Source organism: Flavobacterium sp. LC2016-12 (assembly GCF_015351595.1).
In the GTDB taxonomy this organism is placed as follows: Bacteria; Bacteroidota; Bacteroidia; order Flavobacteriales; family Flavobacteriaceae; genus Flavobacterium.
Genome location: NZ_JADKPT010000002.1, coordinates 161,674 through 185,172, shown reverse-complemented (window position 1 = coordinate 185,172; position 23,499 = coordinate 161,674). Strand labels below are relative to the sequence as shown.

At 34.9% G+C, this 23,499-nt stretch carries 17 protein-coding genes; 4 read left to right on the top strand and 13 right to left on the bottom strand.

Annotated features, from left to right (window positions below):
• Positions 1-108: 108 nt before the first annotated feature.
• From IRZ99_RS05235 to IRZ99_RS05190, 10 genes are all read right to left on the bottom strand, one after another.
• Positions 109-2,289, bottom strand: a complete 2,181-nt coding sequence (locus IRZ99_RS05235; RefSeq protein WP_194656264.1) for a glycoside hydrolase family 97 protein — start codon at positions 2,287-2,289, stop codon at positions 109-111.
• Between the two features lie 45 nt (positions 2,290-2,334).
• Entirely contained in the window at positions 2,335-3,720 is a 1,386-nt protein-coding gene (locus IRZ99_RS05230) for an alpha-amylase family glycosyl hydrolase (RefSeq protein ID WP_194656263.1), read from the bottom strand.
• 105 nt (positions 3,721-3,825) lie between these two features.
• On the bottom strand, positions 3,826-4,905 hold the full coding sequence (locus tag IRZ99_RS05225; RefSeq protein WP_194656262.1) for a SusE domain-containing protein: 1,080 nt from the start codon (positions 4,903-4,905) through the stop codon (positions 3,826-3,828).
• 15 nt (positions 4,906-4,920) lie between these two features.
• Positions 4,921-6,429: a RagB/SusD family nutrient uptake outer membrane protein gene (locus IRZ99_RS05220; RefSeq protein ID WP_194656261.1), complete on the bottom strand. Its 1,509-nt coding sequence runs from the start codon at positions 6,427-6,429 to the stop codon at positions 4,921-4,923.
• Positions 6,430-6,438: 9 nt separating this feature from the next.
• On the bottom strand, positions 6,439-9,651 hold the full coding sequence (locus IRZ99_RS05215) for a TonB-dependent receptor (RefSeq protein ID WP_228519024.1): 3,213 nt from the start codon (positions 9,649-9,651) through the stop codon (positions 6,439-6,441).
• Positions 9,652-9,839: 188 nt separating this feature from the next.
• A complete protein-coding gene (locus tag IRZ99_RS05210; protein ID WP_194656259.1) occupies positions 9,840-11,018 on the bottom strand; it encodes a FecR family protein in 1,179 nt (392 codons plus the stop codon).
• Positions 11,019-11,683: 665 nt separating this feature from the next.
• Positions 11,684-12,247: an RNA polymerase sigma factor gene (locus tag IRZ99_RS05205; RefSeq protein ID WP_194656258.1), complete on the bottom strand. Its 564-nt coding sequence runs from the start codon at positions 12,245-12,247 to the stop codon at positions 11,684-11,686.
• 361 nt (positions 12,248-12,608) lie between these two features.
• Positions 12,609-13,265: a hypothetical protein gene (locus tag IRZ99_RS05200; protein WP_008466087.1), complete on the bottom strand. Its 657-nt coding sequence runs from the start codon at positions 13,263-13,265 to the stop codon at positions 12,609-12,611.
• 121 nt (positions 13,266-13,386) lie between these two features.
• Positions 13,387-13,758: a YraN family protein gene (locus IRZ99_RS05195; RefSeq protein WP_194656257.1), complete on the bottom strand. Its 372-nt coding sequence runs from the start codon at positions 13,756-13,758 to the stop codon at positions 13,387-13,389.
• 157 nt (positions 13,759-13,915) lie between these two features.
• Complete coding sequence (locus IRZ99_RS05190; protein WP_194656256.1) at positions 13,916-14,815, bottom strand: LD-carboxypeptidase; 900 nt, start codon at positions 14,813-14,815, stop codon at positions 13,916-13,918.
• 218 nt (positions 14,816-15,033) lie between these two features.
• On the opposite strand from IRZ99_RS05190, the gene IRZ99_RS05185 reads away from it, so the two are divergent.
• The 3 genes from IRZ99_RS05185 (at position 15,034) to IRZ99_RS05175 (ending at position 17,207) form a co-directional block, all read left to right on the top strand.
• A complete protein-coding gene (locus IRZ99_RS05185) occupies positions 15,034-16,143 on the top strand; it encodes an endonuclease/exonuclease/phosphatase family protein (RefSeq protein ID WP_194656255.1) in 1,110 nt (369 codons plus the stop codon).
• 123 nt (positions 16,144-16,266) lie between these two features.
• Positions 16,267-16,806, top strand: a complete 540-nt coding sequence (locus tag IRZ99_RS05180) for a 3-hydroxyanthranilate 3,4-dioxygenase (RefSeq protein ID WP_194656254.1) — start codon at positions 16,267-16,269, stop codon at positions 16,804-16,806.
• 89 nt (positions 16,807-16,895) lie between these two features.
• A complete protein-coding gene (locus IRZ99_RS05175; protein WP_194656253.1) occupies positions 16,896-17,207 on the top strand; it encodes a hypothetical protein in 312 nt (103 codons plus the stop codon).
• A gap of 2 nt (positions 17,208-17,209) precedes the next feature.
• On the opposite strand, the gene IRZ99_RS05170 is transcribed toward IRZ99_RS05175, so the two are convergent.
• Together IRZ99_RS05170 and IRZ99_RS05165 are read right to left on the bottom strand one after the other, a co-directional pair.
• On the bottom strand, positions 17,210-17,500 hold the full coding sequence (locus IRZ99_RS05170) for a type II toxin-antitoxin system RelE/ParE family toxin (protein WP_026982583.1): 291 nt from the start codon (positions 17,498-17,500) through the stop codon (positions 17,210-17,212).
• A 56-nt stretch (positions 17,501-17,556) separates the two neighbouring features.
• The gene (locus tag IRZ99_RS05165; protein ID WP_194656252.1) at positions 17,557-18,516 is read right to left on the bottom strand and encodes an MBL fold metallo-hydrolase; all 960 of its coding nucleotides are present in this window, start codon (positions 18,514-18,516) and stop codon (positions 17,557-17,559) included.
• Positions 18,517-18,697: 181 nt separating this feature from the next.
• On the opposite strand from IRZ99_RS05165, the gene IRZ99_RS05160 reads away from it, so the two are divergent.
• Positions 18,698-20,251: an aldehyde dehydrogenase family protein gene (locus tag IRZ99_RS05160; protein ID WP_194656251.1), complete on the top strand. Its 1,554-nt coding sequence runs from the start codon at positions 18,698-18,700 to the stop codon at positions 20,249-20,251.
• Positions 20,252-20,329: 78 nt separating this feature from the next.
• Here IRZ99_RS05160 and IRZ99_RS05155 read toward each other — a convergent pair whose 3' ends face one another.
• Positions 20,330-23,173 carry a T9SS type A sorting domain-containing protein gene (locus tag IRZ99_RS05155; RefSeq protein WP_194656250.1) on the bottom strand — a complete coding sequence of 948 codons (2,844 nt, stop codon included), beginning with the start codon at positions 23,171-23,173 and terminating at the stop codon, positions 20,330-20,332.
• Between the last annotated feature and the right edge of the window lie 326 nt (positions 23,174-23,499).

Genomic DNA, 23,499 nt, shown 5'->3' with positions numbered 1-23,499 from the left:
TGCCACGAATTTCACGAATTAGCACAAATTTTAATCTGCAGCCTTAATTCATGCCAATTCGAAATTCGTGGCAAAAAGCTTAGAAACTTAGTGTCTCAGAACCTTAAATTATAACTTTTTCAATCCCTTTAATTCTGTAGCATTTCCTTCTTTAATGCTGATAGCAACACCTCCGCCTGGAGCTAAATACTGTTTCAAAATTGTTTTTGAGGTTACAACGGCTTTAGTTACAGTATATTTTTGTGGATTTTTATCCCAGTTAGCTTCTTTAGCATCGGCGTAAATCGTAGCAATGAATTTTTTTCCGGCAGGTAGATAATCAAATGTGATATTAGCCGTTCTTGCATTTTCGTCTGTGATTCCTCCCACAAACCAGGCATCTTTTCCTTTGGCTTTACGTGCAATCGTGATGTAATCTCCTGGTTCAGCTTCTAAAATATAACTGTTGTCCCAATCGACTGCAACATCTTTAATGAACTGAAAAGCATCTGGAAAACGCTCGTAATTGCCTGGAATATCAGCCGCCATTTGCAACGGGCTGTACATGGTAACATAATACGCCAATTGTTTTACCAAAGTTGTGTTGACACGTTGTGTACTTCCGGTTCCATAATACGAAAGATCAGTTTGGAAAATTCCTGGCGTATAATCCATTGGGCCTCCCATTAATCTTGTAAAAGGCAAAATCGTAGTATGATCCGGAGCTAATCCCCCCATAGATTCAAACTCCGTTCCGCGAGCAGATTCCTGAGCAATCCAGTTTGGGAAAGTTCGGTGCAAACCTGTTGGTCGAACCGCTTCGTGACTGTCAATCATGATTTTATAATCAGCAGCACGTTTGGCAACATTGATATAATGATTTACCATCCATTGTCCGTCATGGTGTTCGCCACGCGGAATAATTTTACCTACATATCCTGTTTTTACAGCGTCGTAACCGTTGTCATTCATAAATTGAAAAGCACGGTCTAAACGACGTTCGTAATTGGTTGCAGATCCTGAAGTTTCGTGGTGCATGATAATTTTAACTCCTTTTGAAGCCGCATATGCATGAACTGCTTTTACATCAAAATCAGGGTAAGCGGTTACGTAATCAAAAACTTCTTCTTTCCAGTTGTTGATCCAGTCTTCCCAGCCAATGTTCCATCCTTCGATCAGGATGGCATCGAAACCATTTTTAGAAGCAAAATCAATATATTCTTTTGCTCTTTCTGTTGTAGCCCCGTGTTTTCCATTCGGCGTAAGCTTCGTGAAATCATCAGTTAGTTTTACATTGTTTTCTTTTCCGAAAGCCCACGTACTTCTTCCTGCTACAAAATATTCCCACCAGATTCCGATGAATTTTACCGGTTTGATCCACGAAACATCTTTATAACTTGTTGGTTCATTGAGGTTCAGAATTAATTTTGAAGCCAAAATTTCAGTTGCTTTATCACTAACGACAATAGTTCTCCAAGGCGATTGTGCATCCGTCTGCATATAACCTTTTGCGCCTACTGCGTCTGGCGCTAAATGACTGCGCATTTTGTTGTTTACAGCATCAACTTCAAGATACATTGCCGGATAATTGATTAATCCTGCTTCGTGAATGTTGATGTATAATCCATCATCAGACTTCATCATAGATGGCGTTTGAACAGCAAGTTCTTTTATTGGCCACTGTGAGTTAATTTCGATAGTGGCTTTTTTCATCAACGAAGGAATCTCAGAAATTTTCGAAGTCGTGTACGCATATTCGTTGGTATCATAATCGCCGGGAATCCAGAAAATTTTATGATTTCCAGCCAAATTAAATTCAGAACGTTCTTCTTTTATCACAAAATAACTCAAATCATTTTGTTTTGGAAATTCATATCTAAAACCTAATCCATCATTGAATAAACGGAAACGAATGCGAATATATCTGTTGTTGTTTTTCGCTTGCGCTAAAGTCACAACCAATTCGTTATAATGATTACGAATGGTTTTTTCTTCTCCTAAAACCGGATTCCAATTTTCATCAACAGAGGATTGTGCTGTATTTGTAACGGTAAAACCATCCAAAAACGAAGGCAAATTTTGAAGTTCTAAACCCAAAGAACTTGGTTTTATAACCGCTTTTTGTTTATATGATAATTGGTAAGACGGAATTCCGCCTTCTTTTAATTCAAATTTTAAGGAAAGATTTTTGTCTGGCGAATTGATTTCCTGTGCCTGAATCCATAGGGAATTCGCACAGATGAAAAGTAAAAGCGCTAGTTTTTTGCTCAAACGAATTTGAAGCGGCATTTTTTGGGATTGAAAATTCATGTTATTTAGTTTTTTGCAAAGCTAATTTTTAAAGTTGCTTTTTTATTAGTTTTTCAATACTAAATATTGAAAAGGTTGTAGTGTCATTTCGGCACCAACAGTTACGGCATTTCCGGTAAAAGCATCTTTCCATGTTCCTTTTAATGCAGGAGCAACCAAATATTTAACGGCTGAATTTGTTAAATTAGAAAGAACCAGAACTTTTTCTGTATCGTTTACCATTGTAAAAGCACTTACAGCATTAGTACTATATCCTGTATAAGTTCCTTTTTTTATCGCATTACTAGCATTTCTGAAAGCGATTATTTTTTTGTATTCTGCCAAAACAGCTGCATCAGCCGTAGACCAGTCGATTGGAGTTTTTGCAAAATAATTGATTCTTTGATTGTATCCTACTTCTTGTCCGTTGTAAATCATTGGAACAGATTTCAAATAGGCCGCAACAACAAATGTAGCAATCGAGCCTTCCTTACCTCCAAAAAGTTCATAAGGAGTTCCCTCAGAAAGGTTCACATCATGATTGCTTGTATATCTTACAATTCTATTTTCTTGGTTGTAATTGTTTGCATATTCAGTAGCGTTTGAATCCTGAATTGTAGTGGCAGATTTATTTTCTTTGAAAAGTTTTTCTAAAGTCGAGAAAAAGTTAAATCCAAATGTATAATCAAAACCAGAAGTAAAGTGATTCACTTTTGTACCCTCAGCTAACATTAATATATTTTGATTTTTTTTGATGTTTCTTAATTTCGTAATTGCATCTGTCCAAAAGTTTTGAGGAACAAAATCAGCATAATCGCATCTGAAACCATCAATATTTGCATTGTAAACCCAATATGACATCGCATCAATCATGGCATCTTTCATTTCTGCATTATTGAAATCCAATTGTGCAACGTCATTATAATTTGTTCCTGGAGGAATGATGATTTCTCCTTTATCGTTTTTTTGATACCAATTTGGATGTTGTGTAATCCAGGCATTATCCCAAGCTGTATGGTTGGCAACCCAGTCCAAAATTACAGCCATGTTTTTTTTGTGTGCTTCTTCAACCAAAACCTGAAGATCTTGTAGCGTACCAAAATCAGGGTTTACTGCCTTGTAATCTTGTACAGCATAAGGTGAACCTAGTTCTCCTGAAGCTTTTATTTTTCCAACGGGATAAACAGGCATTAAATAAATCACATTTGCTCCTAATTCCTGAATTTGGGCAAGTCGGTCCTGAACACCTTTTAAAGTTCCTGCCTGACTAAAAGCACGAATGTTTACCTGATAAATTATGGCGTCTTCCTTCTTTGGCATCTTATCGAAAGCAGCACCATATTGGGTATAAGGGGAAGGGGCAATAGGGGTGGAATTGTCATCAGAAGAACTGCACGAAATAAAAGCTAATGCAATTAGCAGCGTGTAGATGATGTTTATATTTGATTTCATATTTTTTAAATTTGATTAAATAAGTACAAAGTTTAAAGATATCCTGCCTTTCGCTCAAAAAGGCAGGTATCACTCAAACTAATCTAGCTTATTTTAAATGTTAGATTATTTTTTAACAATAGTACAAGTTGCAGTTGCCGGGTAACCATTTGATAGCGGATCTACTTCGTTTATTTTAAAAGTCACTTCATAAGTTCCTTCTAATCCAATGCTATAAGCAGCTGTATTACCAAGGTTAATTGTATCGGTTGAAGCATCTGCAGGACCATAATTTACGTCCCAGGAATTATTTAATCTAAATTTTAAGGCTCCTGGTAGTAGGGTGGTAGTTATTTTCCATGTTTTGTTTTGATGGTCATAACTCATTGGAGTACTTGCATCCCAACTTCCGGCTGTTGCTGTTCCAACAATTCCCCATGAATAAGGTGTGCCGCTCCATTTTAAAGTATTTAAATTTACTTTTATTTGATAGGAACCTGCTCCTGGAAGTGTTAAATCAGTATCGCTCATGTTTTTCAAATCAGCATTTGACGCTCCAGCACCAAAGAACTGAGCCCAGTTTCTCTCCCTATTTAATTTAAATCCGGGACCGGCACCTTCAGGTACAGTCATATACCCTTGGTAAATTCCTACTTGTATTTCTGTTAATGCTGCTGCAGTTTCTATACCCCATCCCTGATAACTTCCCGGCATATAGATTTCGCCGAACACTACTACTTTTTCGTAAGGTGTAACCGTTATTGTGACGGGATTTGAATAAATTCTATGATCCATCGAAGACTCTACACGTATTACTAATTCTCCAGCAACATTCGGTTTTAGGCCTAATTCTGTTGCGATTTTGTTCAATTCGAAGACAGTAAAAGATTTACTTAAAACATCTTCGCCAACTTCAACTCGTTTAGCTTTTCCCCAAGCCTCGCTTCCTTTGACATCAGTAGTTAAGTCAAATTGTAGGGCGTAGGTAACAGGTGCAGCGATTGGATAAGTCACTTTTGGCCATGAAACAAGTAACGCTTGCTGATCAGACTCATCTTCTTTAAGTACAATTGTTTTCGATGAAACTTCAATCGCAGAAGGGAAACTTACTTTTGCTAAAGTTGTTAGTTGTCCATCAGTTTCGCAGGAAGCAGCTAAAAAAAGCAAACTGCCTAGTACGAATAATTTATTTATATATTTTTTCATAATAGTTTTTTGTTTTTAGTAACCAGGATTTTGTTTAAGTCCGGGATTAGCATCTAAAGCAGATGTTGGAATTGGGAACAATTTTCTAAAAGCAGGAGAGGCAGGTCTGAATTCGTTTGCCAATAAAAATTTGTCAAAACGAATCATGTCTTGTCTTCTGTGTCCTTCCCAATTTAATTCGAACCCTCTTTCGTTATAAATATCATCCAGTGTTGGGTTTCCTTCCAAAGGATCTAATCCCGCACGTTGTCTGATTTGATCGACGAAAGGTTTTGCTGCAGCAGGATTTCCTAAACGAGCGTTGCACTCTGCCATCATTAAAATTACATCAGCATATCTGTAAATAGGGAAGTCATTTGAAGCTCCTCCACCAGTTTGTGCTCCTGCTGGATAAAATTTAATGTTGCGAACGCCAGCCTGAGGATCAGCTCCCGGATCATCTAAAGAAGCAACATCAAGAGTGTAATTAAAGCCACCTTTTTGTTCTCCAACTAAAAACTGTTTTCTTCGAATATCCTTTAAGTCGTATTTCAGGAAGAAATCTTTAGGAACTATAGTTCCGTTCCATGTGTCAAATCCGAATAAAGCTTTTCCATGTGGCCCATACAGACTACGATTGGTGTAAATATTACGAGAAACAACATCAAGAGTAGCATAGATAGGTAAAATAGTTTCATCGTCCGGCAGTACATCTCCAAACAATTCGTAGTATTTATTTCCCAGAGGACTATTAGTATTTTCTTCACCTGAATGTAAAGTAAAACCACCTTCGCTTACTTTGTTACAAGCAGCCAGACACTCGTTCCATTTCTCTTCTCCTGTATATACCTTCGCATTTAAATATACTTTTGCTAATAAGGTATATCCGGCCCATTTATTAAATCTTCCATAATAATTTCCACCTTTTGTTATCGAAAGTAATTCTACATTTTCTGTTAATTCCTTTACAATAAAATCAAATACTACTTTACGACTTGCCTGAGGAATCTTGTCTACCGTAATATTATTATCAGTATAAAAAGGAACATCTCCAAAATCATCAATCAATAAATAGTAAAAAAAAGCACGTACTACTTTTGCTTCCGCTATTTTTGAAGGATCTGCATTTCCTTTTTCTAATAGCTCAACTGCTAAGTTGGCTTTGAAAATACCATTGTATAACCATCTCCAGGTATTATTAATAATACCCTCGCTTGGAAGCCATACATGTTTGTGCAAACGGGCAAAATCCTGTTGCCAGTTACCGTCATTTCTATGCGGAATTACCTGCTCATCCGATGACATACAGTTCATGTCATACCAGCCGTTATCAGCTCCTGCATAACCTACTCCAGGGACACCTTTGCGTTCAAAATCTCCCGGAATTTCAGCATAAACACTTGCCAATGCAATATTGGCTCCCTCAGGAGTTCCGTAAAAGCTGTCAGGCTGATATTTATCGTATACATTTTCGTTTAAATCTGTACAGCTAAAAAGGGTTAGGAAACATACACTTCCTGCTATTACTATATTTTTAATTTTCATTTCTTTTTACTATTTAAATTTTACAGTCAAACCAAATGCAACACTTCTGGTACGAGGATAAATACCTTTGTCCTGACCAAAATTATCATTAGGATCACTACTTGCGCTTACGTTCAATTCCGGATCAAGACCTGTATAATCTGTGATAAGAAGCAAGTTGTTTCCTGTAAGAGAAAGTCTTATATTATCTACATATTTATCTGTAAAACGGAAAGTATATCCTGCTGTAACATTATCCAGACGAATAAAAGAACCATCTTCCAACCATATATCAGATCCGTATGGAGAAGAACGAATTCCTTTCTCAACACCGCTTTCTAAAATATTTGAACTACCTGTATTCTCCAACATGCTTAACCTTTGGTTAAGGGCGTTGTAAATTTTATTTCCTCCAGAACCTCTCCATAACATGGAAACATCAAAATCTTTGTATCTGTAAGTTGGATTAAAAGCAAATGTATAGGTTGGCAATGCTGAACCTGCATTATAGCGATCTGCACTTCTGGCACCCTGATCTATAAGACCACTATCATCACGATCCTTTACAGTTTCGACACCATTGCTATTAACTCCGGTGTGCTCCAGAATATAAAATGAACCAATAGGTTGTCCTTGTACTAAATAGGAGTTTGGCGCACCCCAGCCCACATAATTGGTATTTAAAGGGATACCATTAATGCTGCCGCTTAAATTAAGTACTTCATTTTTCATGAAGGATACGTTTCCTCCTAAGGTAAGTGTGCTGTTTTCTGATTTAATAACATCATACGCCAAAGCAACTTCTAAACCTTTGTTTGAAATACTTCCTACGTTTGCTTTAATTTGATCGTATGGATAAGGCGGTTGAGGTACAGTGTAGTTGAACAATAAATTATCTGTTGTTGAATCGTAAACATCTATACTACCTCTTAATCTATTATCTACAAGAGCAAAATCAAGTCCAATATTGGTTTGTTTTTTAGTTTCCCATTTCAAATCAGCATTTGCATTTTGCGAAATACCAAAATTGGTTATAAGAGATCCTCCAAAATAAATAGTTCCTGCACTATCTACAAGTGGTAATGAGGTTTGTGGATAAAGACCCTGCTGGTTACCGGTTTCACCATATCCAACACGCAATTTCAATTCATTAAACAAAGTTTGATTGGTCATGAATGACTCTTTGTTGATTTGCCATGCAACAGATGCTGAAGGGAAATTTCCCCATTTGTTGTTCGTACCAAATACAGATGAACCATCTCGTCTGATACTTGCTGTAAGTAAATAACGATCTAATAAAGAGTAGTTTAGTCTTCCTAAATAGGAAACTAATGACCTGTCATTTTTATAAGATCTGATATCTCCGGCTCTCACTTTAGATAAATCACCAAATTGAAGCGCATTGTAAGTAGCTTCATCACTAATAAAACCTCTCGCCTGAGTATAATTGCCCTGATAAGTTTGACTTTGCCATTCGTATAAAGCCAGTGCATTAAAGCTATGAATCCCAAAAGTTTTTTTATAGGTAAGACTTAAATTGGTTAATTTTTCGTTTTGTCTCTTATTATCGATATTAGCAAAACCGTGTTGCTCAACTGCATTAGCATCTGTTGATTCTGCCGGCATATAATATCCTGCAGTATAATTTGTCTTTCTCCAGCTTCCAAACCAGTTTGCTGCAAAGCCTTTGCCTAAATCTAATTCCGCTTTTAAACTTCCAAATAAATTATCTTCCTGTCTTTCATTTGTAACTTCTTGTGCAGCTGCATAAGGATTTAGATAGTGAAATACGGTTGAATCTGTAAAATAGCTTTCATCAGTATTAAAAACCGGATCTGTTGGTCTTGCTAATAATGCATTTGTAATTAGGTTAGATGAATAACCTACAGTTCCAATATTTCCAATACTGCTTGTTATATTATTTACTCCTGAATTTAAATTAAAAGTCAATTTTAATTTGTCATTAAGAGCCAGTTGCGTCGCCTGAACACGACCAATATATTTTTGATTGCTTGAATTAATTACTACTCCATCTTGCAAAATAGCTGTTATGGAAGCTCGGTAATTGAATTTTTCAGTTCCTCCACCAAAAGATAATGTATGGGTTTGTGTAATTCCGGTTTGCGTTAAAAGACCATACCAATCTGTATTCGAGCCATGATTTGAAGAGGCCGGAACACCAATATTTTGAGCAGTTTCCCACCATTGGTTTGCATCAAGCATATCCAATTTTTCTGGAATGAAATCTATAGAAGTGTATCCTATATATTCCATCGTAGTTTTGCCTGCTTTATTTTTTTTAGTGCTCACAATGATAACCCCAGGTGCTCCTCTTGAACCGTAAACCGCAGTAGCTGAAGCATCTTTTAAAATATCTATACTTTCAATCTCACTTGGCGGAACCTGATTTAACAAATCCATGTTTCCCTGAATTCCATCAACCACTACAAGCGGATCATTTCCTCCAATTAAAGAAGAAATACCACGAATACGAACACTTGGTGTTGAACCTGGCTCACTTCCAACCTGAGTAATATTTACACCAGCAGCTTTTCCTGAAATCAAGGATAACGGATTTACAATTGCACCCTGATTCATGTCTTTTGCAGCTACAGAAGAAACAGCTCCGGTAACATCTCTTCTTGCTGTAGTACCGTAACCAACTACTACAATTTCTTGTAAATCAGTTGCATCCGGAATAAGCTGAATGTTTATAATGCTTTGATTAGCAGTTACTTTTTTTTCTTTATATCCAATAAAGCTTACTATGATTACAGAGGAAGTGCTTTCAACTGTAATCTTGTATTTTCCGTCAAAATCGGTTACCATTCCATTTCTGGTTCCTTCCTCCAGAACAGAAGCTCCGGGTAAAGGCAGACCGTTTTCATCAGTAATAACACCAGAAACCGTTTGTTTTTGATATTTAACGACCTCTGTTTTTAGCTCGGGCTTTTTTAAAATAATCTGAGTATCTCTAACTTTAAATTCAGTTGGAGTTCCTTTAAAAAGTTTATCTAAAACAATATTTATGGGTTGATCTTTTACAGAAATTGAAATTGTTCGATCTAAATCGATATCACTCAATTTGTAAATAAACCTGAAATCTGTTTTTTGTTCTATGGTCTCAATAACCTTCTCGATAGTTGAATTGTTTAATTCCAGAGTTACTTTTGTCTTTTGGGCATAAGTATTTCCTCTAATATTAAACATGGCGACCAAAATAAGTAGTGTAGTTAGTTTCAATTTTAGGTCATTTTGGAACACTCGGTATAGAAACCCAGTATTCTTTGATTTTTTTTTCATAATTTTGTTAATTGATTGTAGTTAATTCGTTATATTCAATCACTTAGTTAATCGGAAATTGTTCGCAGCTCTTTCCGATTTTTTTATTCTAGTATTTTCTCTTCATGTTTTTTCATTGGTTTTAGTGGTTATTTAATTAGTATTTGATTGTTTTTTATAGTGTAATTAATGCCGTGAATGTCATTAAAATAGCTCATCACATTTTCGATAGATTCTTCTTTGAAACTTGCATTGAATTTCTCATTTGCCAGTTTTTCATTTTTATTTACAATAGTTACGTTGTATCGTCTTTCTAATTTGGTGATGATGTTTTTGAAAGTCATGTTTCTGAAAGTTAATCCACCATTAATCCATGAAGTATAGATATCGGTAATAACTGGTTTAGTAAAAATCACGTTATTCTGTTTGTTGAAACTTCCCTTGTAGCCTGGTTTCAGAATAATATTTTTATTGGCATCAAATTCTTCTTTTACATTATACATTCCAACAGAACCTTCAACCAAAACAACATCTGTTACAGCATCTTCAGGATAATTCGACACATTAAAATGCGTTCCTAAAACACGAACATTCAAATTGTCAGCATTTACGATAAAAGGATGTTTTTTGTCTTTGGCAACATCAAAGAAAGCTTCTCCATCTAAAAAGACCTGTCTGTTTTCGCCGGCAATAAATTTTACAGGATATTTTAAAGTAGTTCCAGAGTTTAAATGAACAATAGTTCCGTCAGACAACTGCAATTGAAATCTTTTCCCGTACGGAATCTTGATGGTGTTATAAGCGATTTTTTCTAAATCAGAATTATTGTCGTAAGTAATTTTATCTCCGTCCTGATTTCCAACTATATTCCCGTCAGCATCTCTTACTTCAACTTTATTATTCTCAGAAATAATCTGAATATTTCCATTTTCTAATTGTAATACAATGTCGGTGCTTTTAAAGTCGAATTTTGGTTCTGATTTAGTATTGAAAGCTCCTTTTTGATAAGCAAGTCCAATTCCTAATAAAACAACTACCGAAGCGGCAATTGAAATGTATTTTCTGAAATTTGATTTTTTAGGCGCGATAGAAATTGTAGTTTCATTTTCTTTAGCTGCACTTAAAATGTTTAAGAAAATATCATCAGCAGTTTGCTGATTCATTTTTGGCGTTTCGCCCAAAAGATTTTGAATGTCTTCGACAGTCGGAAAATCGTCTGTAAGTTGATTTTTTTTGTAATAAGCAATTACTTCATTTGTTTCCTCAGGTGTACACTGGTTTAAAACAAATTTTTGTAAAAGGTTTTTTATTTCAGAATTTGAATTCATTACGAATTGTTTTTAGGTCCGGTTTTTATATAATACAGTTGAAAGGAAGTTGAGTACTACTCAAACGTTGTAAATTTTTAAATTTTAACATTTTGATGTTGAATAAACCTTTGTTACGGGTTGATTTTGCTGAGTTCTATTATGAAGAATAATTTTTATTTTTTTTGCAAGAAATAATGTTTTTGTCATTCGAACTGTTGATTTAACCGCAAAGTTCGCAAAGGTTTATGCAAGAAACGCAATGAAAAAAACTTTGCGCACCTTGCGTAGATCGGATCAATACATATTGTTGTTGAGAAATATTAAAATACTGAGTTTATATTTTTAAAATCAAATAGAAATGCAGGATTCTTTTAGAATCAACTCTAGATGTTATTGGGAAACATTGAAAATTTTATACATCTTAATTAATTTTTAACGCAGAGAACACAAAGATTTTTCGCAGAGTTTACTAATATTTAAGTTGTGTTTACACAATCTAAGTCCGCAAAGCTTTGTGAGCTTTGTGTTTTTACTAAACTTAGAATATTTAAAAAAACTTTGTGTTCTCTGTGGTAATTTTTTTCTCTCCACAGCTTTTCGTATTGATTCCTGTAGATCCCTTGCGGTTAAACAAAAAAAAATCATCCGAAAAGGATGATTTTAATGGTTTGTGGTTTTTTGGTTTAGATAATCTCGTCATGAACGTGAAAAAAGACCCGCATCGATTCTAATGCTTTGCTCATTTGGTTCCTGACTGTATTTATAGAGATGCCGAGTTCCTGACTAATTTCTTCATAACTCATGCCTTTCTTTCGGGACATTTTAAATATTTGTTTTCGTTTTGGAGGGAGCTGTTTCATGGCCTCCTTTCGAAGCTTTTTACAATCTGCTTCCCGTATGGAATAATCTCCATATTCATGAGATTTTTGACTTTCGTAAAAAACGGCTTCTTTAAGAGCTAAGTCGTTTGCAGCTTTATTTAGAGTATTAAAAGCCTGATTTCGTGCAATGGTAAAAATATAGGCTTTAAAAGACTGATCCGGATTTAAGTTTTCGCGATGCAACCAGACTTTCATAAAAACATCCTGAACATTTTCTTCGGCTGCTTCTTTCGATTTTAAAAGACTAATGCTGTAACCATAGATATCCTGATAGTATAAATCAAAAAGTTGGCGAAAGGCTTTTTCGTTCCCATTTTTGAGTTCACTAACTAATAATTGTTCGCTATGGTTTTTTGTGTCTGGCAATTTAATTAGTCTTTATTTAATTCTAATTATATCTGGCTGTCAAACAGAAGATTGTTATTTGACTTCACAGCAAATATATAAAAATATTATTCGCAACAAATTATATCTAAAAAAACTTAATTCTTATTTTTATAACGTTTTTTGAATGAATGAGACAAAAACAGTCTAAAAGTGCCCTTTTTTCAAGTAAGTGTATTTTTGACGCTTTAATAAATTGCAATTTAATTTAGAATTTATCTTTTGAGAATATTCTTATTTGCGAAAATGAAAATTTAAAGAGAATGACAAAAAACAATTTAAAAAAAAATCCTTTTGTCTTCAATTGAAGGACAAAAGGATTCTATGAAAATTAAAATATAACTTAGTTTTTAAGATCTTTAATTACTTTAAAAGCAACATCAACCTGATCTTCTCCCACTAAAATAGTGAATTCATTTGAAGTCGAAATTACCTCGTTAATAATAATTCCTTCCCATGCTAAACGCTGGAAAATGAAATAATAAATACCGGGAACTACGATGTTTTCTTTTGGTAATTTTACTGTAATTGAAGCTAAATTATCTAATTTTTGAATCAATTTTTCACGCATAAAGTGTTTTTCAACTAAATGATTTACACTGCTGCTGACAACGATATTCGTCTCATTTACACCACGAGATGAGGTGTAGAAAATATCAGATAAAGCATTAATATCAGAAATTAAATCGGCTTGTTTATTTAATACCGTTTCTGAAGCTGCAAAAGTGTAATCCGTCAACTCAGAACGAACCGTAATTTCGCCAATATTCTTGATTACTTTATTGATTTTATGATTCAGTTTAAAATCCAATTCTTCAGTAAGTCTTTTAAGTGACATTACTACAGCGCCTTGTTTTACTTCTTTGCCAAATTCACTTTCTAATTCGGTCATAATGTTCCGAGAAAGAGAGGTTAAATTAATTATTCCGAGAGATAATGCATTTAATAAAAACGGCTTTGTTTTGATGTAATTTTCGACGATTGAAGAAACGGTTTTCATAATTTTTTTTCTTTTTTTTTGTAATGTAATTGTGTTGGTTTGGTTTAATAGTGATGTTATAAATCTTTGCAAAGATAAATAAAAAAACAATTTGTTACAATTATAACAATAAAAAAATATGTTAAAAATGATAAAATGCGTCGGTAAGATGTTCAATTGCAAATGTTTCGCCGTCTTTATGGATCGCAATGATGTCAAAACGAACCTCCATCGCGTCATTAAAATCCATTTCCCTATCGTTTATGTAGGCATTTACTGCTTTTATCAGTAACTGAATTTTTTTGGGTTTTACAAAATCCTGCGGATCTCCAAAATCTAAACTCGATCTTGTCTTAACTTCAACTATGGCTAAATAGTTGTCTTTTTGTGCAATGATATCAATTTCAGCCTTTTGAAAAGTCCAGTTTCGATCTAGAATTTCATACCCATTTTCCTGAAGGTATTTTGCGGCCAGTTTTTCTCCTTCTTTTCCTAGTTCATTGTGTTCAGCCATTTTTTTGAGTTTTAGTCGCAGCTGTGCTTTGCGTGTTAGTAATTTTACGCAAAGACGCAAGGTCGCAAAGTTATAATTTACTTTGCGACCTTGCGTCTTTGCGAGATTATTATATGTGGTATTTAAGGCTTTTCAATTAATGAATAGCCAGCAGAATTTATTTCTTAAAAGTAATCGTACTTCCTGATGCATTAACGTCAATAGTAATAGTACTTCCCATAATTAAAGCTCTATTGTCCTGAATATGGCCAGCTGGGAAATTGAAGATTACAGGAATATTATATTTTTTGGTTACATCGTCTATAATTTCGACTGCATTTTTACCCCACGGAACTTCGTTATCTTTCATTTTTGTCATTCCTCCAACAACAATTCCCTTCAGGCTTTCAATGCATCCGTTGCGGCGTAGATTCATCATCATACGATCAATATGATATAAATATTCATCTAAATCTTCAATAAATAAAATTTTATCCTTACAATCTATTGCAGATGGAGATCCTAATAAACTGTACAAAATAGATAAATTTCCGCCCACTAATTCGCCAGTTGCTTTTCCGAAACGATTCATTTTGTCAGGACCAACGGAGTACGATATTGGTTCGCCAAACAAACTCGCTTTCATAGAACTAATAGCCGCCGGAGTTGCTCTCGGAATCGTTACAGGCATTACACCATGAATCGATTTATAACCCATTGTATTTAAATGGTTGTGTAAAACGGTCACATCACTAAAACCAATAATCCATTTTGGATGTTGTTTGAATTTGGTAAAATCCAATAAATCAAGCATTCTAACAGTTCCGTACCCGCCACGAACACACCAAATCGCCTTAATATTCGGATTATCCAATTGCTTCTGAAAATCAGCTGCACGTTGCTCATCTGTTCCCGCAAGCTGATGATAGTCAAGTCCAATTGTACTTCCAACAACAGCTTCTAGACCCCAGCTATGCAATAAATCTATAGTAGGTTTAAGGTTGTCGTCTATGTTTTTTCTGGCAGTTGCTAAAAGTGCTACAGTATCTCCTTTTTGTAAATAAGGTGGTGTGATCATGTTTTGTTGAGATTGACAGGTGAATGATTGTAAAGCAAAAATAAGAAATACGAATTTATAGCGTGTAAAGTGCTTCTTTAAATTTATATATATAGGGTTGATCATAAGTTGTAATTGGAATAGAATAACAAATATAGAGATTTTAAAAATTTAAATTATTGGAAATTTCCTACAAAGTGGTATTTTTGTAATTTCATTTTTTTAAATACTCAGCAATTATGCGCAACTTTCAAGCCAGAATTTATTTTATTTTTCTTCTATCAATTGTAAATTTACACGCGCAATCCAAAAAATATATCATTCACACCATTGCATTTTACAATTTCGAAAACCTCTTTGATACCAATAATGACATCAATACCAATGATGACGAATGGACGCCAACAGGAACACAGCATTGGACAGAAGAGAAATACCATCAAAAATTAAAAAATCTTTCCAGAGTTATTTCTGAAATTGGAACACCCGAAAACCCAAATGCACCAACAATTATTGGAGGTTCTGAAGTTGAAAATCGGGGAGTTTTAGAAGATTTGATTAAAGAAACAAAATTGCTCCCTTTTGATTACGGAATCATTCATTTTGATTCACCTGATAAACGTGGAATCGACGTTGCATTACTGTATCAAAAGAAATATTTTAAACCAACTTCATTTTCTAATATTCCATTGTTAATTTATAAAAATAAGGTTGTAATAAAAGAAGAGAAAAAAGAAGAAACTGATGACGAACTTGAAGATAAAACAGAAATAGTAAAAGATAATAATCGTGTTTTTACCAGAGATCAGCTTTTAATAACCGGATTTCTAGAAGGCGAGGAAATAAGTATTATCGTAAATCACTGGCCATCGCGATCGGGGGGAGAAAAAGCTTCAAGCCAATTTCGTGAAGCCGCGGGAAGATTAAACAGAAAGATTATCGATTCTCTACAGCGAATTAATCCAAATGCCAAAGTTTTTACAATGGGCGATTTAAATGATGGTCCGTTTAATAAAAGCATAAAAATAGCTTTAGGAGCAAAGGCAAAAAAGACAGAAGTTCGGGAGTTTGGTATTTTTAATCCCTTTGAAGAAATGGCAAACAAAGGAATGGGAACTATTGCTTTTCGTGATTCCTGGGATATTTTCGATCAAATCATGATGACGGAATCCGTTATAAAACCCGATTATTCCGCCTTTACGTTTTGGAAAGCAGGTATTTTTAATCGCCCTTTTTTGGTTCAGACTTCAGGTCAATACAAAGGATATCCACTTCGGCATAGTCAGACAGAAGTTGGTTTTAGCGATCACTTTCCGGTTTATGTTTATTTGATAAAAGAAAAAATTTGAAACTGTAGAGGCGCACAGCAGTGCGTCTAAACATTATCCATTATAGAAAGTGCACGCACTGCTGTGCGCCTCTACAAAAACTTTTCACTAACTTAGCTACTCAGAAACTTAGTATCTTAAAACATGTCAATAGCAAAACCTTTCAATCTTACTAAATGGATCGACGAAAACCGTCATTTATTAAAACCACCAGTTGGAAATAAGAATCTTTATGTTGATTCCGGCGATTATATCGTAATGATTGTGGCGGGCCCAAATGCCCGAAAAGACTATCATTACAATGAAACCGAGGAGCTTTTTTATCAACTTGAAGGAAGCATAAAAGTCATTATTCAGGAAGATGGCGAGCGCAAAGAAATGGAATTAAATGCCGGTGATATGTACCTGCATCCTGCAAAGATTCCGCATTCTCCAGTTCGTTCTGCGGGTTCAATAGGGTTGGTAATCGAGCGTAAACGTGCCGGAAAAGGGTATACCGACGGATTGCTTTGGCATTGCGACAATTGCAATAATAAATTATACGAAGTGTATTTCGAGTTGCACAATATCGAGAAAGATTTCTTGCCTCATTTCGAACATTTCTATAATTCTGAGGATTTAAGAACCTGCGACAATTGCGGGACTGTAATGGAATCTGATCCGAGGTTTACAGCTAAAAAGTAATATTATTCTTAAATAATTACATCGAAAATACTATTCGCATCTTTTTTGATGTATATTTGTATCATTAATGAAACAAATTAGATTTATTTATGATACAAGAAATCATTGCATATAGAAATATTGTCAATAATATTGAAGATTTAATGAATAAATCGCCATTTAAAAAAGGGTATATTATTGAAAAGGTTGGTATACCCAGCCCTACATTTTATCGTAAATTAAAAAGTCGAACATTTACTCCAGATGAAGTATTATCCATTGCAAAAATCCTTTCTCCAGAAGAGTGTTTTAGACTCGAATTATTAGCAGATATAGAACAGGCTAAACAAGAGTATGTTGAAGGCAATTTTATTACTCACGAAGAAATGTTGCTTGAATTAAAAAGAAAAAAAATAATTTAGTTTTAAAGATTAAAAATTGTCAAGGGTTCTTGACGATTGTCATGGAATCTTATTAAATGAATAAAATCGGTATTTATTATGTAGTATAATGATGTGTACTTAGAAATCAATATCTCGTTGCATTCTAAATCATATCTAAATTTTCCTATATGTGGATTTTTTGAGATTAAATCAATAGTTCGCAAAACTTCATTTACAAATTTCTGAGCAACTTCATTACTGCGATATTGTTTTAAATAATTTCGGGTAGTGTAAAAAGTGTAGTTAGCGCGTTTTGACCAGACAATATTCATTTTAATAAATTTATCTGGTAAAATTATAAAAAATAACTTACAAAAATATTTTTGACTTACAATTCAAACTTTTTCCCTTGCTCTGGATAAATAATTTGTAATCCTAAATCATTTTGACTTTTAATCTGTTCTTTAAGCGTTAAAATATTTTTAGTAGGCGGTTTCAAATGAGTCACGATAATTTTAAAACCTTTCAAAGTTCCTTTTCCAGCTAACTCTTCTAAAACGTGAAGTTCTTTCATCAAATAATTTGGAGTTAAATGCCCAAATAAAAATTGGTCCGGCTGTTCATTTGGAAAGGATACTTCAATAAAAATTCCTTTTAGTTGTTTGGCTTTTATAAGGGGCGCAATTGCTGTCCATAAATCTTTCAAATCAGTACTTTTTTCAACAGCATCAGGCCCCGTATCTCCTAAATATAAGGCATAAGCATCTCCATTTTTAATTAAAAAAGCAGTACTCTCAAAAGGATTGACATGACTTAACGGAAAAGCTTTAACCGTCATTGTAGTATTGGTGATCGGAGTTTCTTCGCCAATATTTAAAGTTTGGAAATGATATTTTTTCAAGGGTTTTCCGGGACCTATATCTCCAAAATTGGCCCAGGTTTGGTCGTTGAAATAATGGTTTTCCATCATTTCCATGCATTTATTAGTAGCGTAAACAGTCTTAGCAGAATCGGCAGGCGAATTAATAATCAAGCCCGAAACATGATCTAAATGCGCATGCGAAATGAAATACCCTTTTATATACTTTCTCAAAACTTCATTTGTTGAAACTTTGAAAACTTTATTTTCAATGGCTTTTTCAATTCCGGCATTTATAGTTCCGGCGTCTAAACTGATGTAGTCATTCGTGTTGATTGGTGCCAGTAAATAAGCCGATAGATTTTTTTCATCTATACCGCCTTTTACTCCTAAAGGAACAACCTGAAAGGAAGATTTTTGTTCTTTTTGAGAAAAAGCATTCAATGATATTAAAAGGAAACATAGCAGAATACGATTGAAAATGGTCATATCTAAATAATTTTGTATTGCAAATTTCATCAATTAAAGCGAATAAATTGGCTCATATTTCCGAAATTCATCATAAATAGCCCTAAATTTACTTTGTTTTTAATAACAGAATTGGATCAGAATTCAACTCGAAATAATATCTTTACAAAAAAATATAACAATTTTAACTAAAAAAGTTACAATGACAACAATAGCATCGCAATTTGGAATGAATGAGGCTCTGGATAAATTGGGCATCAAATTGATAAATGACGGAACATCAACAGGATTACAAAACTTTTCATCAGGAGAAATTCTGGATAGTTTTTCACCAGTTGACGGAAAATTGATTGCTTCGGTAAAAATGTCAACTCAGGAAGATTACGAAAAAGTAATGCGTTCAGCAACGGAAGCATTCAAAACATTTCGTTTAATTCCTGCGCCACAACGTGGTGAAATTGTACGCCAGTTTGGAGAAAAATTGCGTCAGAATAAAGAAGCGCTGGGTAAATTGGTTTCTTATGAAATGGGAAAATCATTGCAGGAAGGTTACGGAGAAGTGCAGGAAATGATCGATATCTGTGATTTCGCAGTGGGTTTATCAAGACAATTGCATGGTTTAACAATGCATTCTGAAAGACCAGGACACCGTATGTATGAGCAATATCATTCATTAGGAGTTGTCGGAATTATTTCGGCATTCAATTTTCCGGTGGCAGTTTGGTCTTGGAATACGGCTCTAGCATGGATTTCGGGAGATGTGTGTATCTGGAAACCTTCCGAAAAAACACCTTTATGCGGAATTGCGTGTCAAAATATTATCGCTCAGGTTATCAAAGAAAACAATCTTCCGGAAGGAATTTCATGTTTGATTAACGGAGATTACAAAATAGGAGAGTTAATGACAAAAGATACTCGTATACCTTTAATTTCTGCAACAGGGTCAACGCGAATGGGGAAAATCGTTGCACAAGCTGTAGCCGGACGTTTAGGAAAATCACTATTAGAATTAGGAGGAAATAATGCGATAATTGTAACTCCGGATGCTGATATTAAAATGACCGTTATTGGAGCTGTTTTTGGAGCTGTTGGAACTGCAGGACAACGTTGTACATCAACACGTCGTTTAATTATTCACGAAAGTATTTACGATAAAGTGAAAGACGCCTTAGTAGCAGCGTATAAACAATTACGTATCGGAAATCCGCTTGACGAAAATAATCATGTAGGACCACTTATTGATACTCACGCAGTAGAAATGTATGCGATCGCTTTAAACAAAGTGGTTGCTGAAGGTGGGAAAATTTTAGTAGAAGGCGGAGTACTTTCAGGCGATGGCTACGAAAGTGGTTGTTATGTAAAACCGGCTATTGCCGAAGCTGAAAATTCTTTTGCAATCGTGCAGCATGAAACATTTGCTCCGGTTTTATACTTAATTAAATATTCTGGTGAAGTTGATAATGCAATCGAAATTCAGAATGGTGTAGGACAAGGATTATCTTCTGCAATTATGACAAATAATTTACGTGAAGCTGAAAGATTTTTATCTGTAGTTGGATCAGATTGCGGAATCGCAAACGTAAATATCGGAACTTCTGGAGCTGAAATTGGTGGTGCTTTTGGAGGAGAAAAAGAAACGGGGGGAGGTAGAGAATCTGGTTCTGATGCATGGAAAATATACATGCGTCGTCAAACAAATACAATCAATTATACTACAAGTTTGCCTTTGGCACAAGGAATTAAATTTTATTTGTAATAAATCTTCAAACTTACATAATGTAAAAGGCTTCCAAATTTGGAAGCCTTTTATTTTTAAAAACTGTTTTTATGAGCTTTATTTTTTAAGAATGGTCTGATTGAATGAACCATCATTCGTGTACACTTTTACTAAATAAGTTCCTGCAATCAAGTTGCTTAAATCGATACTTTCAGCATCTTTACCAGCATTTTTAACTAATGTGCCAGACATATTGTAAACCTGAACTTTTTCTATTGCCTGAGTTGATTTAGTAATGTATAAAACATCAGCAACCGGATTTGGAAATAAAATTATTTTCTCAGCTTCTGGTTCTGCAACAACTTCTGTTGTTTGTGCCATACGAGCTGTACCGCCGGTATACTGTGTACTGATGTAGAACAAGTTTGCAACAGATCCTTTAGTAATAGTATTTGAACCTGCAGGAATTGAAGCCGTAACGATTCCGGCTGATGCGGTGTAAGAAACGTTGTTCACTTTAATTGTTCCCGTAAAATTAGAATCAAAAACTAAAGTTAAGGTTGAAGCACTTGTAGTTGTATAAGTAATTGAAGTACTTGATTCAATTTTTAAACGAGCTGTCAATGTTAATCCTGCATACGTTACAGATCCCGGAGTAGAATTCATGTTTCCTGTAATAGTATAAAAGGAACTTGTTTTTCCAGAAGTTGTAAAGTTGTGAATTTGATCACCGCTTGGTGTTCCGGTTGTAACCGTGATTGTCCCTGAACCTGTTGCTACTGTTCCCGTTCCGGTAGTTGCAATTGAGTAAGACAAAGTTGCTGTTGGCGTTCCGGTAATAGTAATAGTTTTAGCTGTAGAATTTTTTACAAAGCTAATTCCTGAAGCTGGTAATCCAGTAACAGTTGCATCAGTTGCAGTTCCTCCCCAAGTGAATACAATTGAACTAATAGCCGCACCACTCGCAACTGTTTGATTGTTGTTGCTAGTTGAAGTTAGTGTTTGAGTTCCTGCCGGATTAACCGTAATTGTTCCAGATCCTGTTGCAGGCGTTCCAGTACCAGTTGTGGCAATTGAGTATGATAATGTTGCCGTTGGAATTCCTGTAATAGTGATCGTTTTAGCGGTAGTATTTTTTACAAAACTAATTCCTGAAGCTGGTAATCCAGTAACAGTAGCATCTGTTGCATCTCCACCCCATGTAAATACAATTGTTGCAATGGCAGTTCCGCTTGTTACGGTTTGATTGTTATTGCCTGTAGAAGTTAAGGTTTGAGAACTTGCCGGAGGGTTTCCTTCTCCCTGTACTGCAACAAGAGTTCCCGAATAATTAGTCAATGCCGATTTAAGAGCAGTAATTACAAGTGAAGATTTGTCATCTACACTATTGTCAAAAGTCCATTTTAAATCGCCTCCTGAAACACGTCCTGCGTATTGTGTTGTTTTTGTTTTTGCGGTTGTAGGTTGGTCTACCACTAAATTTTTAACGTATAAAGAAGCATCAGTATCAAAGTTGTTATAAACATTTGCGCCAGATTTAGATTTAACAGCGCTGCTTACAGTCTCGCCCCTTGTTGTGGCTACGTAAGCATCAAAATCAGTAGTTGAACTAATTTTACCTGCAATATTGTACAAAGGATTCGGATCATTATAAGCGACAAAACGCATATCATTTGTTCCGATTGAGGCATCAAAAGTATTATTGAACGCTTTGATTGATCCACCAGCTTCACCTGAAAAGGTTCCCATTGTTCCGGCATTATTTACCTGATTCGCTTCGTCCCATATATCTGTTCCTTGTAAAGAAGTTAGCATAGGGTTTTTAGTGTTACGGAAATAATTTCCCTCAATAAACAAGGAAGATCCTAATGTTGATCCTGAACCATATTTAGAAACACCATCAAAATAGTTGTTATAAATATGGGCTGAATAGTAGCGTACACGAGGGTGACGCGAATCAGAGTGGTCAAACCAATTGTGGTGATACGTGATGTACAAACCACTTGTTGTTCCTTCGCTTAAACCAAGGAGACTTGCTTTTCCACTATCCCAAAAGTGATTGTAGGATAAGGTGATATAAGTTGAAGTTTTATTATCAAGAGCTCCGTCTCCTTTGATTTGGTCTGCATCGCTTCCCGCATTTCCATAAAACAAGTCGCAGTTATGAACCCAAATGTGATCATTAGCTTGTTGCATTCCAATATTGTCTCCTGCAGTACTATTGCAATTCATAACGCCAATATTGCTAATTTCTACGTTAGAAGCTGATTTAAGTCGGATTCCCCAGCCATTTGCGACAGCATCTGTTCCTATACCTTCTAAAGTAATATAGCTTGATGCATTATTGGCGTTTTCGATAACAATATCTCCGCCTTCCATTACAGTTAAATCAGTAACATTTCCTACCAATCGGAAAATAAACGGACGTGTGTCTTGTCCTTTTTTGATAGCGTATAAAATATTTTGTAAACCAACGCAAGGATTTGAGCTAGCACCAGTGATGTTCATCGAAATGGTGTTTTTAGTATTTGGAGTAATGTAGGCAATTACTGCATTGTCTTTCGGAGTTCCATCTGCTTTGTATCCTCCGGGAACGCGCCCGTCGGCAAAAGCAAAGCCATTACGGTCCTGTGCGGCAACAGTTAAATTACCGGTTGTTGCTCCGGTTCCTTCAACACCAGAAATTACAGGTTTTACTTTTACAGTGTAGGTTCCGGCCTGTAATCCTGGAATATCAGCTCTAAAATAACTTCCGTAACTACGAATAAGCTGATCATCAATTTTTTTGTCTGTCACCCCTTGCCCGGTGTAGTAGACGTTGTACGTCTGGGCACCGCTAACGGGCTGCCATTTTACAAAAGCCGACTCCAGCCAGCCGGATGCTTCGTTGATTTGAACTTGTTGGGCCCAAATTTGGACGGTAAGAAAAAACACAGTCAGAAAAAGTAGGTTTTTTTTCATAATTGTTTGGTTTAAGTGGTTAAATAGTTAATGTGGTTTTTTATCTTTTACATTTTATTTTTATTTGTAATCGATTACACAAAAATATATGATTTTTTCAAATTCCTAATATTTTTGCAATAAAAAATAATATTGTGTAAAAAAATATGCTTTGTATTTGTAATAATGTAATAAATTGCATTAATTGTAATTTATTACATACAAAAAATAAACCGTGAAAAGTCTTAATTTTATTAGCTTTCCTGAATTGAAGAAAGCAACTTTATTTTTGCAAAAGTCTTTTTCAATTTTAAAATCGATTATTAGGACACAATTATATTTTTGAA